General features: G+C 73.6%; 11 protein-coding genes. 6 read left to right on the top strand and 5 right to left on the bottom strand.

Annotation, left to right across the window (positions count from 1 at the left end; genetic code table 11):
- The first annotated feature begins 184 nt into the window (after positions 1-184).
- The 3 genes from thiE (at position 185) to ACFVS9_RS12020 (ending at position 2,918) form a co-directional block, all read left to right on the top strand.
- Positions 185-835, top strand: coding sequence for a thiamine phosphate synthase (gene thiE / locus ACFVS9_RS12030; protein ID WP_389931658.1), 651 nt, complete (start codon positions 185-187; stop codon positions 833-835).
- Positions 836-975: 140 nt separating this feature from the next.
- On the top strand, positions 976-1,893 hold the full coding sequence (gene metF / locus ACFVS9_RS12025) for a methylenetetrahydrofolate reductase [NAD(P)H] (RefSeq protein WP_383116067.1): 918 nt from the start codon (positions 976-978) through the stop codon (positions 1,891-1,893).
- A gap of 50 nt (positions 1,894-1,943) precedes the next feature.
- Complete coding sequence (locus ACFVS9_RS12020) at positions 1,944-2,918, top strand: hypothetical protein (RefSeq protein ID WP_389931657.1); 975 nt, start codon at positions 1,944-1,946, stop codon at positions 2,916-2,918.
- Between the two features lie 55 nt (positions 2,919-2,973).
- On the opposite strand, the gene ACFVS9_RS12015 is transcribed toward ACFVS9_RS12020, so the two are convergent.
- The 5 genes from ACFVS9_RS12015 to ACFVS9_RS11995 all read right to left on the bottom strand — a co-directional run bounded on the left by ACFVS9_RS12015 (position 2,974) and on the right by ACFVS9_RS11995 (position 8,935).
- Positions 2,974-4,461 carry a phytoene desaturase family protein gene (locus ACFVS9_RS12015; RefSeq protein ID WP_389931655.1) on the bottom strand — a complete coding sequence of 496 codons (1,488 nt, stop codon included), beginning with the start codon at positions 4,459-4,461 and terminating at the stop codon, positions 2,974-2,976.
- 30 nt (positions 4,462-4,491) lie between these two features.
- Entirely contained in the window at positions 4,492-5,109 is a 618-nt protein-coding gene (locus tag ACFVS9_RS12010; RefSeq protein ID WP_383116064.1) for a DUF4126 domain-containing protein, read from the bottom strand.
- A 349-nt stretch (positions 5,110-5,458) separates the two neighbouring features.
- A complete protein-coding gene (locus ACFVS9_RS12005; protein WP_383116063.1) occupies positions 5,459-6,070 on the bottom strand; it encodes a TetR/AcrR family transcriptional regulator in 612 nt (203 codons plus the stop codon).
- Between the two features lie 29 nt (positions 6,071-6,099).
- Positions 6,100-8,187, bottom strand: a complete 2,088-nt coding sequence (locus ACFVS9_RS12000) for a YhgE/Pip family protein (protein ID WP_389931653.1) — start codon at positions 8,185-8,187, stop codon at positions 6,100-6,102.
- A complete protein-coding gene (locus ACFVS9_RS11995; RefSeq protein ID WP_389931652.1) occupies positions 8,159-8,935 on the bottom strand; it encodes an ATP-binding cassette domain-containing protein in 777 nt (258 codons plus the stop codon). The genes ACFVS9_RS12000 and ACFVS9_RS11995 overlap by 29 nt, the downstream gene beginning before the upstream one ends.
- 169 nt (positions 8,936-9,104) lie before the next feature.
- Here ACFVS9_RS11995 and ACFVS9_RS11990 point away from each other — a divergent pair, with 169 nt between their 5' ends.
- From ACFVS9_RS11990 to ACFVS9_RS11980, 3 genes are all read left to right on the top strand, one after another.
- Positions 9,105-9,644: an SAV_6107 family HEPN domain-containing protein gene (locus tag ACFVS9_RS11990; protein ID WP_389931650.1), complete on the top strand. Its 540-nt coding sequence runs from the start codon at positions 9,105-9,107 to the stop codon at positions 9,642-9,644.
- Between the two features lie 102 nt (positions 9,645-9,746).
- The gene (locus ACFVS9_RS11985) at positions 9,747-10,505 is read left to right on the top strand and encodes a methyltransferase (protein ID WP_389931648.1); all 759 of its coding nucleotides are present in this window, start codon (positions 9,747-9,749) and stop codon (positions 10,503-10,505) included.
- A 302-nt stretch (positions 10,506-10,807) separates the two neighbouring features.
- The gene (locus ACFVS9_RS11980; RefSeq protein ID WP_356707285.1) at positions 10,808-11,212 is read left to right on the top strand and encodes a DUF3040 domain-containing protein; all 405 of its coding nucleotides are present in this window, start codon (positions 10,808-10,810) and stop codon (positions 11,210-11,212) included.
- Positions 11,213-11,271: the final 59 nt, after the last annotated feature.

Genomic DNA, 11,271 nt, shown 5'->3' with positions numbered 1-11,271 from the left:
CCGTGGGTCCCCCCCCCCCCCCCGGCCCCCGCCGTCTCCCCGCCCGCCGGGGCGGGGCGGGGGGCCCGCCCCCCCCGCGCCCCCCACTCCGCCGTTACGGGACCCGCCGGCCCGGCGGTCCACCGACGTACGGGCGGTCAGCCGCCGCACCGTGCCCATCCACGCACCGACGGGGGAACTCATCATGTCCACGGCTCGCAGCCCGCTGTCCGACGCCCGGCTCTACCTGTGCACGGACGCCCGCAAGCGGCAGGGCGACCTCCCCGAATTCCTCGACGCGGTGCTGGCCAACGGCGTGGACATCGTCCAGCTGCGGGACAAGGGCATGGAGGCGGCCGAGGAGCTCGAACACCTCGCCGTCCTCGCCGACGCCTGCGAGCGCCACGGCGCACTCCTCGCGGTCAACGACCGGGCCGACGTGGCCCACGCCGCCCGCTCCGACGTGCTGCACCTCGGGCAGGGAGACCTGCCCGTGCCCGCCGCCCGCGCCGTCGTCGGCGGTGGCGTGCTGATCGGCCGCTCCACCCACGCCGAGGCCGAGGTCGACGCCGCCGCCGTCCAGGAGGGCGTCGACTACTTCTGCACGGGCCCCTGCTGGCCGACCCCGACCAAGCCCGGCCGCCACGCCCCCGGCCTCGGCCTCGTGCGCCACGCCGCCTCGCTCGGCACGGCACGGCCCTGGTTCGCCATCGGCGGCATCGACGCGGGCAACCTGGACGAGGTGCTGGACGCCGGCGCACGGCGCGTCGTCGTCGTCCGGGCGATCACCGAGGCCGCGGACCCGGCCGCCGCGGCGGCCTCGCTCGCGCGCCGGGTCAGGGAACGCACCGGCTGAGGCGCGTCGCCGAGGCGGTGGAGGAGGGCTCCGAGGGGGTGGGGCGGGGGAGTGTCCGAGGGGTGGACAAAATCCGCCTCATTCCGGTCAATTCCCGCACTCTGGTTGGGGTACCGCCAGGCCCTGGTTAACCTCCCAGTATGGCTCTTGGCACACCTTCCACCAGGACGGATCACGCGCGCACCGTGCGTGAGCTGCTGGCGACCGGCGAGACGTCGTTCTCGTTCGAATTCTGGGCGCCCAAGACCGAGAAGGGCGAGCGGAACCTCTGGAACGCCCTGCGCCGGGTCGAGGCCGTGGCGCCGAGCTTCGTCTCCGTGACCTACGGGGCCGGCGGTTCGACCCGCGCCGGGACCGTCCGGGCGACCCAGCAGATCGCCGCGGACTCCACGCTCACCCCGGTCGCGCACCTGACCGCCGTCGACCACTCGGTCGCCGAACTGCGCAACATGGTCGGGCAGTACGCCGACGCCGGGATCCGCAACATCCTCGCGGTGCGCGGAGACCCGCCCGGCGACCCGATGGGCGAGTGGGTCGAGCATCCGCAGGGGGTGCGGTACGCGGCCGATCTCGTCCGCCTCATCAAGGAGGCCGGTGATTTCTGCGTCGGCGTGGCGGCTTTTCCCGAAATGCATCCGCGATCCACCGACTGGGACTCCGACATCGGTCATTTCGTGGACAAGTGCCGCGCCGGTGCCGACTACGCGATCACCCAGATGTTCTTCCACCCGGAAAGCTATCTGCAGATGCGTGACCGCGTGGTCGCTGCGGGTTGCGACACCCCGGTCATTCCCGAGGTGATGCCGCTCACCAGCGTCCGGCAGCTGGAAAGATTCGCGCAGCTCAGCAACGCGTCCCTGCCGGCCGCGCTGAAAGAGCGCATCCTCGCCGCGAAGGACGACCCGGCCGCTGTACGCTCCATTGGCATCGAGTTCGCCACGGAGTTCTGCGCGAAACTGCTCTCGGAAGGTGTTCCGGGGCTGCACTTCATCACGCTCAACAACTCGACGGCGACACTCGAGATCTACGAGAATCTCGGACTGCACAAGCAGTCGTGACCGGCCGTACCCGCCACCAACCGGGGCGGTGGCCGTAGGAGGGGGCGGGCGTGGGCTGGACGGTCCTCTACATCGCATTCGGCATAGTGGCGCTGTGGCTGCTGGGCGAGGTGCTCCTGCAGTACAAGGCGCGTCTGCGCTGGCGGTTGCTCGCCTTCGCCGGCTTCCTCGGAGTGGTCCTCGGCGTCCTGCTCGCCTCCGTCCCGGTGATCGTCCTCGGGGCGATCGCCTTCGCGACGGGCCAGACGTACGTGACGCTCTCCTTCCGGCGCGGCTTCTCGACCGGCTGGGCCGTGGGCGGCAGCCCGGGGGAGAGCCGCCGCCGACGCAAGGGCGGGGCGCCGGTCAGCCAGGAGCCCGTCCTGGAGGTCTCCGGCCTGGAGTACGGGGGAGAGTCCGGACCGGACGGGAGCGAGCCCGCCCCGACGGCGGTCTACGCGCCGCAGCCGATGCCGGAGGACACCGGCCAGTACGGCGTCTACACCGACCCCGTCCCGGCAGGCAACGACCACCACCAGCCTCAGCACCAGCCCGAGCACCAGCCTCAGCACGGTGAGCAGCAGCCGCAGTACGCCGCCTACGACCCGTCGTACGACGGGTACGGCCAGCAGCCCGCCGCCCACGACCCCTACGCCGTCCAGGGGGGCTACCCCGGCCAGGAGACCTACCAGCAGGACCAGGGCGCCTACGCGGGACAGTACGACTACGGCACGGGCCGGCAGCAGGACGGCTACCAGGCCTACCCCGACCCCTACACCGGCGCGGAGACCACCTCGGGCACCGGGCAGTACGCCCCGTACGACAACCACGGCAACGGCTACGACCCGTCCTACGGCGCCGGGCACCAGCCCGCGGCCGACCCGTACGCCGCGCCGTACACCGACACCCCGCCCGGCGGGGTGTGGGTGCCGCAGCAGCGCGAGAACGAGCCCTACCACTCCCCGCTGCCGCCCGAGGTCCCCGTCCGGCCCGCCCCGTACGGCAACGGGTACGACACCGGCCAGAACGACCAGTACCGCTACTGACCCGCCCGCCGGCCGTCCGCACCCGGCGGCCGGCTCCGGCGCGCCGTCCGCGGCCTCACTGAGAGCCGCGGAAGCCGTCCCCCTCCACGATCAGTCCGGCGACCAGGGCGCCCGACATCCCGGCGTGGGCCGGCCCGCCGCCGGGATGCGACCAGCCGCCCGCCCGATACAGCCCCGGCAGCGCGGTGCGGTTCGCGGAGTGCAGACAGGCGCCCCCGGCCCCGGCGAGGGCCGGAGCCGGCACCGAACCGCCCGCCGCGCCCGTGTCCGCCGCGGTCTCGGCGGGCGTCCGCACCTCGGCGTGGAGTATCCGCTCGCGCAGGCCGGGCACCGCCTCGGCGGCACGGCCGGTCACCACGTCCGCGTACCGCTCGCGCAACGCCGCGTCCGTCCAGTCCACCGGACCGTGCGGCGCGACCGTCACCATCAGGGTCACCGCCTCGTGCTCCCCGTCGGGCCGGGTGGCGGGGTCGTCCGGGCGCAGCACCGTCACCGTGGGAAGCTCCGCCGTCCGGCCACCGAACACCGCCTCCTGCTCCGCGCCCGGATCCGGGCCGTGCACCACCGTCCGGTGGACGGCGCCGGCCTCCCGCGCGCCGCGCAGCGACAGCATGACGAGGAAGCGGCCGGGCACCGGATCCCCTGCGGGCCGTTCGTCCGGGAACGGCAGAAGACCCGGCGCCGGCTGCGCGCCCAGGACCACATGGGCGGCCTCCACGCTCCGGCCGTCCGCCAGTTCGACGCCCGCCGCCCGGCCGTCCTTCTCGGCCACCCCGACCACCTCGGCGCCGAAGACGAACTCCACCTTGCGCGCCAGGCACCGGGCGTACACCGCGTCGGCCAGCGCGCGCATGCCCCCCGCGACGTACCAGCTGCCGAAGGTCTCCTCCATGTACGGCAGGAGGGCGGCGGAGGCCGGGGCGCGGCGCGGGTCGAGACCGTACGACAGGGCGTATCCGTCGAGCAGGGCCGCCAGGCGGGGGTCGGCCAGCTCCCAGGCGCCCACCTCCGCCACCGTCGACGCCTGCCGGGACGGGCGCAGCAGCCTGCGGTGGCGCGTCGCGGGGTAGGGGTCGCGGCCGAACATCTGCCGGTCCTCGGGCAGCGGCTCCTCCAGCAGGGGCCTGCGCGAGCGGTTCCAGGCGACGCCCGCCCGGTCCATGAAGTCGCCCCAGCGGGCCCCGGCCCCCTCGCCGAGCGCCTGGTCCAGCGCCCCGACGACACCGGCCCGCGAGGCGTTGGGCAGCGACACCGCGGTGCCGTCCGCGAAGAGATGCCGGCTCGCCGGGTCGACCTGGGTGAGGGTGACGCACTGCTCCAGGCTCTCGCGGCCCGTCTTCACGAACAGGTCGCGGTGGACCGCCGGCAGATGCAGCAGCCCGGGGCCCGTGTCGAAGACGAAGCCGTCCCGGGCGTACCGTCCGAGCGAGCCGCCGTAGGTCCCCGACCGCTCGTACACCGTCACCCGGTGGCCTGCCACGGAGAGCCGGGCGGCCGCCGCCATCGCGCCTGTCCCGGCGCCGATCACCGCGATTCGTGCCATGCGAGTGACCTTACGGGGTGCCGCCGGCGCTCATCCGTACGGCCACCTTCTGCCCGCCCCGGCCGGCCGCGCCTCCGCGCGGCGCCGTGCCCGGCGCCGCAGGAACCGGCGGATCCGGGAGGCCAGGAAGAACAGCACCACCAGGCCGAGCAGCAGCAGGGACCCCGCGACGACGGCGGCCGCCACCGGGTTGAAGACGGCGAAGGTGATGACACCGGCGACGCCGAGGTCCTCCAGGACGCTGACCCCGGCGTTGCTGAACGGTTCGGGTGAGGTGTTGACCGCCATCCTGGTGCCCGCCTTCACCAGGTGGCTCAGCAGCGCGGTGGTCCCGCCCACGGCCCCCGCCGCGATCTCCGGCAGCGACCCGCTCGCGCCGGCCAGCAGCGCGGCGACGACGGCGCCGGCCACGGGCCTGATCACGGTGTGCGCCGCGTCCCAGGCCGAGTCCACGTACGGGATCTTGTCGGCGACCGCCTCCAGCAGGAACAGCACGGCCGCGGCCACGAGCACATCGGTGCGCCGGAGGGGCTCGGGCACCTCGTCGGCCAGACCGGTCGCGCCGAACAGACCGAGGAGGAGGACCACCGCGTAGGCGTTGATCCCGCTCGCCCAGCCGCTCGTGAACACCAGGGGGAGTACGGACACGGACGCGATCGTAGCCAGTCCGGCCGGCGCCCGGACGGGTGCTGCCGCACAGGTCTGAGTATCCCTACCTAGTACGGGAGATGAGTAGCGGCGCGGATGGGCTCCCACCTGCGCGGACGGAAGAGTGGGGACCACGGAAGGGGCGCGGCCCGGCACCGCCGGCACGGGGCGGCGGAACGGCGCGGTACCCCGGACGTGACGGGGCGTCGGCGCGGAGCTCCGGGACCACGGGGGACACGGGGTCACGGGGGAGGGCTCCGCGGCGGGACGCCGAGCCGGTCCGGTGGAATTCGGGGGGATCGAATTCCACCGGACCGGCGTTCTTCCGTGTGCGGGCCGCCGGGCGGTCTCAGCGTCCGCTGACCCGGCCGTGCAGCAGCAGGGACAGGGCGGAGTGCACGTCGTCGATCGTCCGCTCGGGCTGGAACGCCTGCCAGTCGAGCGCCGCTACCAGGACCATCCCGACCAGCGCCGCGGCCGTCAGCTGGATGTCGATCTCCTCGCTGAGCTCCCCGCCCGCGACGCCCTCCCGCAGCACTCCCTCGACGACGGCCACGGCCTCCTGACGCAGCACCAGGAGGGTCGACTGCCAGGCGCGGTTGGTGCGCCAGAGCTCGGCGACGTACAGCTGGGTGAAAGCCGGGTAGCGGTCGATGAAGACCAGGCCGGCCCTGATCATCGCGTCCAGCGCCTCCACCCGGGTGCCGCCCCGCGCGTCCGTCGAGTCGGCGGCGGAACGCAGCGACTGCGTGAGCAGTCCGACGCCGTGCCGCAGCAGCTCCTCGAACAGTTCCGTCTTGCTCTTGAAGTTGTAGTAGACCGTGCCCTTGGCGACCCCGGCGCGCTCCGCGATCTCGTCCACCGTCGTGGCGGAGAACCCCTTCTCGGCGATCAGGGTCACCGCCGCCTCGTAGAGCTTCTGCCGGGTGATCTGGCGGCGCGTGGTGCTACTGCTGTCCATGCCGTCGATTCTCACAGGTCCCGGGGCGCTCACAGACTCAGCTCCGGGTGCAGCCGGTCCAGGGTCCACACCTGCTTGCGGCGGGCGGAGAGGGCGGTCAGCGCGAGCGCGCCCGCGGTGAAGGCGAGCAGCACGGCGCAGCCCTGCCAGACGGGGCCGAGCCCGCCGCCCGTGATCAGCCGGCGCAGCCCTTCGACCACGTAGGTCATCGGCAGGTAGGGGTGGATCGCGCCGAAGAACCCGGGGCTCGTCTGGACCGGGTAGGTGCCTCCGGCCGAGGTCAGCTGGAGCATCAGCACCGCCAGGACGAGGATGCGCCCGGCCGCCCCGAATCGGGCGTTGAGCCACTGCACGATCGACGCGAAGCAGCAGGTCACCAGCGCCAGGAAGCCGATCGTCCCGGCGGCGTGCGTCATCTGGAGGCCCAGCCGCCAGTGCAGCACCGACATCAGCGCGGCGACCTGGAGCAGGCCGACCGCGGCGACCGGCAGCCAGCCCGCGAAGGCGATGCGCCAGGCGGGTGCCCCGGCCGCGAGGGCCCGCCGGTTCAACGGCTGGATCAGCATGTACGCCACCATCGCGCCCACCCACAGCGAGAGCGGGATGAAGTAGGGGGCGAAGCCGGTGCCGTAGTTGGGCGCGGCGTGCAGCGAGGAGGAGGCCAGCTTCACGGGATCGGCCATGACACCGGTACGGGCGTCGCGTTCGTCCTGGTCGTAGTCGGGGATCCTGCCGACCCCGTCGTTCAGCCCCTGGGCGAGCGTCGACGAGCCGTCGCCCAGGCGCTGGAGCCCGCTGTCCAGGTTCACGGCACCCGTCCTGAGCTTCCTGACGCCGGAGTCGAGGTCCGTGGCGCCCGTCCGCGCGGTGCCGAGGCCGGTGCGGAGCGTGCCCGCGCCCTCGGCCACCTGGTGCGCACCGGTGTTCAGCGCGTTGATCCTCGACACGGCGGACTCCAGGTCGGTGTCCAGGTCCGGTGAGCGCTTCGCCAGGGCGTCGGCCTGCTTCTCCAGGTCGGTCAGCCGGGTGCGCAGTGTCGTCAGGTCCCCCTTCTGGTCCTTCACCAGGGCGTTCAGGTCGTCGGACACCGCGGCGACGTCCTTCGCCGCCGTCACGGCGCGCTGGAGCTGCGGGCAGACCTCCGGGTCCGCGGGGAGCTGTTCCTCGCAGCGGACGCGGTGGACGTCTGCCAGGTCGTCGGAGGCCTTGTGGGCGGCGGCGGAGGCGCCCGGCGCCGTCTCGGCCAGCAGGTCGAGGTTGTCGCGTACGGCCTTCGAGGAGTCGGCCACCAGCCGGGCGGTGTCACCGATGGCCTTGCCGTTGTCCTTCAGGAACGGGCGCACGTCGGCGGCGACCGCGTCGACCTTGTCGGCGAGCAGCTGGGTGCCGTCGGCGACCTGCCGGGAACCCGTCGCGAGGCCGGCCGCGCCCTTGTCCAGCCGGGTGATGCCTGCGGAGAGGGTGCCGCTGCCCGACCTGGCGTCCCTGAGGCCGTCCGCGAGGTCCTCGGAGCCCTTCTTCGCCTTCGTCAGGCCGCTCTCCAGGTCGTCGGCTCCCTCGGCCGCCTTCGCGGTCGCGTCGTGCAGGTCCGAGAAGTCGATGAAGATCCGGTCCAGGAAGCCCCGCGAGGCCTTGGCCGACGCGGCGCTGCGGACCTCGGCGAAGACCGTCCTGGAGATCTGCCCGACGATGTAGTTGTTGGCGTCGTTCGTGCGGACCCGCAGGGCGCCGGTGGCGGGGGAGTCCCCCGCGCTGGAGGCGATCCGCTCGCTGAAGTCCGGCGGCACGGTCAGCGAGAGGTAGTACGTCCCGTCCTCGACGCCCTTCCCGGCCTCGGCGGAACCGACCTCGTGCCAGTCGAAGACCTCGGAGTCGAGCAGCCGCCCGGCGATCTCGTCCCCGGCCGCGAGGTGTTCGCCCCCGGTCCGCGCGCCCTTGTCCTCGTTGACGAGCGCCACGGGGATGCGGTCGAGCCGGCCGTAGGGGTCCCAGAACGACCAGAGGTAGAGCGCCCCGTAGAGCAGGGGCAGCAGGAGGAGTGCCACGAGTGCGGCGCGCGGCATCCGGCCCCTGCCGAACCGCCGCAGCTCAAGCGCGGCCAGCCGTGGTGATCGCATCGGCCGTCCCCTTTCCGGTCGTCGTGCCGTCCGAGGGCGCGGCCGTCGTGGCCGCCGGGCGGGTGGGAACGGTGAGCGCGTCCTCCGGGGCCTCGTCGCACACGGCCAGCACGGTGGTCCCGCCGGCCGCGATCGCGCGCAGCAGCTCCCAGGCCGGTGCGCGCTCGGCGGGGGAGAGCTTGAGGTCGGCGTCGTCCACGGCGAGGAGCCGGGGACGGCCCATCAGGGCGAGGGAGACGGAGAGGCGGAGGGCCTCCAGGCGCTCCAGGTCCCGCACGGAGGTCCGGCCGGCCTTGGGCAGGGCCGCGAGGTCGAGCCCCGCGCCCTCCAGGGCGGTGTCGATCACGGCCCGCGCCGTGGCGGTCCGTTCGGCGCGGGAGCGCAGCAGGGAGCGCGGTGAACCGTCGAAGCGGCGCCGCAGCAGGGCCCGTTCCCGCAGGTGCTCGGCGACGGTGAGGGAGGGGTCGAGCTCATTGACGCCGGGGACCGGGCCCAGCGCGCTGAACCGCCGTACGGCGGTGAGCCGGCCCGGCAGGCGCTCCCCGCCGACCTCCGCCCGGCCCTGGGTGGAACGCATCCGTCCGGTGAGTGCGAGCAGCAGGCACGTACGGCCCGAGCCGGACGGGCCCTGGACCGCGACGAGCGATCCGGGCGCCGCGGTGAACCCCACCCCCCGGAAGGCCCAGCCCCGCGGCCCCTTCAGTCCGAAGTCCTCGGCGCTCAGCGCCGCACCGTGCGGGCCGTCCATGACCCCACCCCTGTCTTTTAAACTGACCAGTCAGTGCAAAAAGCTAGCCCGAACTCGCGCTGGAAGCAAAGTGCCTGGTCAGGGCCGGATTCTGAGGGATTGTCAGTGCCGGGCGGCATCATGGATACAGACGGCCACCGAGCCGTCACACGACGACAGGAGGTTCGTCATGGCCAGCTCGTCCGCAGCCGCCGCCCCGCGGCGCCGCGCAGGCAGCCCTGCCCCCTCACTGACCGGTCCGGCAACCGACGTCCACCCCGTGCCGCGCCGCACCGCCGCGCCGCCCGCCGCCCTCGACCTCCTCGCCCAGGCCCACGCGGGCCTGGCCGAGGCCGCCGTCCTCGACGTCCCCAACGAGCGGTACGCCACCGCCCACCTCGCCGCGCTGCGCACCGCCGCCGCCGTACTCGCCGCCCGCGGCCGGCCCGAACCGGGCAGGCGCCGCAGGGAGCCGATCCGCAGCGCCTGGGAGGTCCTTCCGGACATCGCGCCGGAACTCACCGAATGGAGCGCCCTGTTCGCCTCCGGGGCCCGGCGCAGGGCCCGCGCCGAGGCGGGCATACCCGGCGCGGCCAGCAGCCGCGACGCCGACGATCTGCTGCGCGACGCGGAGATGTTCCTGCGTCTGGCCGAACGGCTGCTGGTGCTCCAGCCCGTCCTTCCGCAGCCCCGGAAGGAGAGGCCCGGGCAGCGGTCCGACGCGGGGTGACCGTGAGGGCGGTGCGAGGCAATAGGGTGGAGAGCACCCGTACCACCTGCACCGTTCACGCTCCGCCGTCCGCGGCGGCACCGTGCCGAGGAGTCAACTGCCGTGTCGGACCAGCTGCGCCCCCGCGCCTCCCTCCGTACCGCCGTGGTCTGGGAGGTCCTCAAGGACGCTCTCGAGCGCCGGGTCAAGGCGACCGGCAGGGAAGCCCTGGACGTGCTGGACACGGGCGGCGGCACCGGTAACTTCGCGGTGCCCGTCGCCCGGCTCGGCCACCAGGTCACCGTCGTCGACCCCAGCCCCAACGCCCTGTTCGCGCTGGAGCGCCGGGCCGACGAGGCCGGCGTCGCCGACCGGGTCCGGGGCGTCCAGGGCGACGTCCTCGGTCTGTTCGAGGTGGCGGACCGGGCCGGTTACGACGCGGTGCTCTGCCACGGCGTCCTGGAGTACGTGGACGACCCGGCCGAGGGCGTACGCAACGCGGTCGACGCGCTGCGGCCGTCCGGCGCGCTCAGCCTGCTCTGCGCCGGTCTCGGCGGAGCCGTCCTGGCCAGGGCCCTGGCCGGGCACTTCGCCGAGGCCCGGCAGGCGCTGACGGACCCCGCCGGGCGCTGGGGCGACGGTGACCCCGTGCCCCGCAGGTTCACCGCCGGCCAGCTCACCGGACTGGTCGACGCGGCGGGCCTGGAGGTCGGCTCGGTCCACGGGGTGCGGGTCTTCGCCGACCTCGTGCCGGGCGTTCTCGTGGACACCGAACCGGGCGCCATGGAGGAGCTCCTCAGGCTGGAGGCGGCCGTCGCCGAACTGCCGGCCTTCCACTCGGTGGCGACCCAGCTGCACGTTCTCGGCGAGAAGCGCGCCTGAGCCGCGACGGCGACACCGTCGGAGTAGGGCCGCGAAAGCGACGGGAGCACGGCTGATCAGCAACGCAGCTGCAGACGGAGTACCGCCCGGAACACCCGATCGGGCCGCGAGCCCCGTATGATCGGGTGACACCATCCGGCATGACGGATCGGAGGTCGGGGAATCTACGCCTCAGCAGCCGAGCCGACATGGCGGTCCGGACTGGCTATGGCTAGAGGGCGGGTTTCACGGGGGCGAATCCCTGCCTATCCTGGAAGGGCCGCATACCGGTCGCCCCCGCGGCCGACGACGAGGAGGACTCCGTGCCGCTCTCGGAGCACGAGCAGCGAATGCTCGAGCAGATGGAGCGAGCGCTGTACGCCGAAGATCCCAAGTTCGCTACAGCGCTTGAGGGAAGCGGGCTGCGCAGGTACACCCGGCGACGGGTCTACCAGGCGGTAGCCGGTTTTCTGGTGGGTATCGCGCTCCTCATGGCCGGAATGGTTTTCCAGCAGACCTGGGTCAGCGTGGCGGGATTCCTCGTCATGCTGGGCTGTGCCGTGCTGGCGGTCACCGGGTGGCGCAAAGCGCCGAAGCCCGGTGAGCAGCAGCCGGCGGGGAGCGCGGGCGGGGGCGGCGGCGAACGCCGGCACCCCAGGCAGCGCCGGTCGATGATGAACCGGATCGAGCAGCGGTGGCAGCGTCGCCGCGACGAGCAGGGTCAGTGAGCTCTCCGCTTCCCGGCCGGCGGTGACAGCAGCACCGTCCACCGGCCCAGGAAGCGGAC

The organism is Streptomyces sp. NPDC058008 (assembly GCF_042886395.1).
In the GTDB taxonomy this organism is placed as follows: Bacteria; Actinomycetota; Actinomycetes; order Streptomycetales; family Streptomycetaceae; genus Streptomyces.
This window is presented reverse-complemented; position numbering and strand designations above follow the sequence as displayed.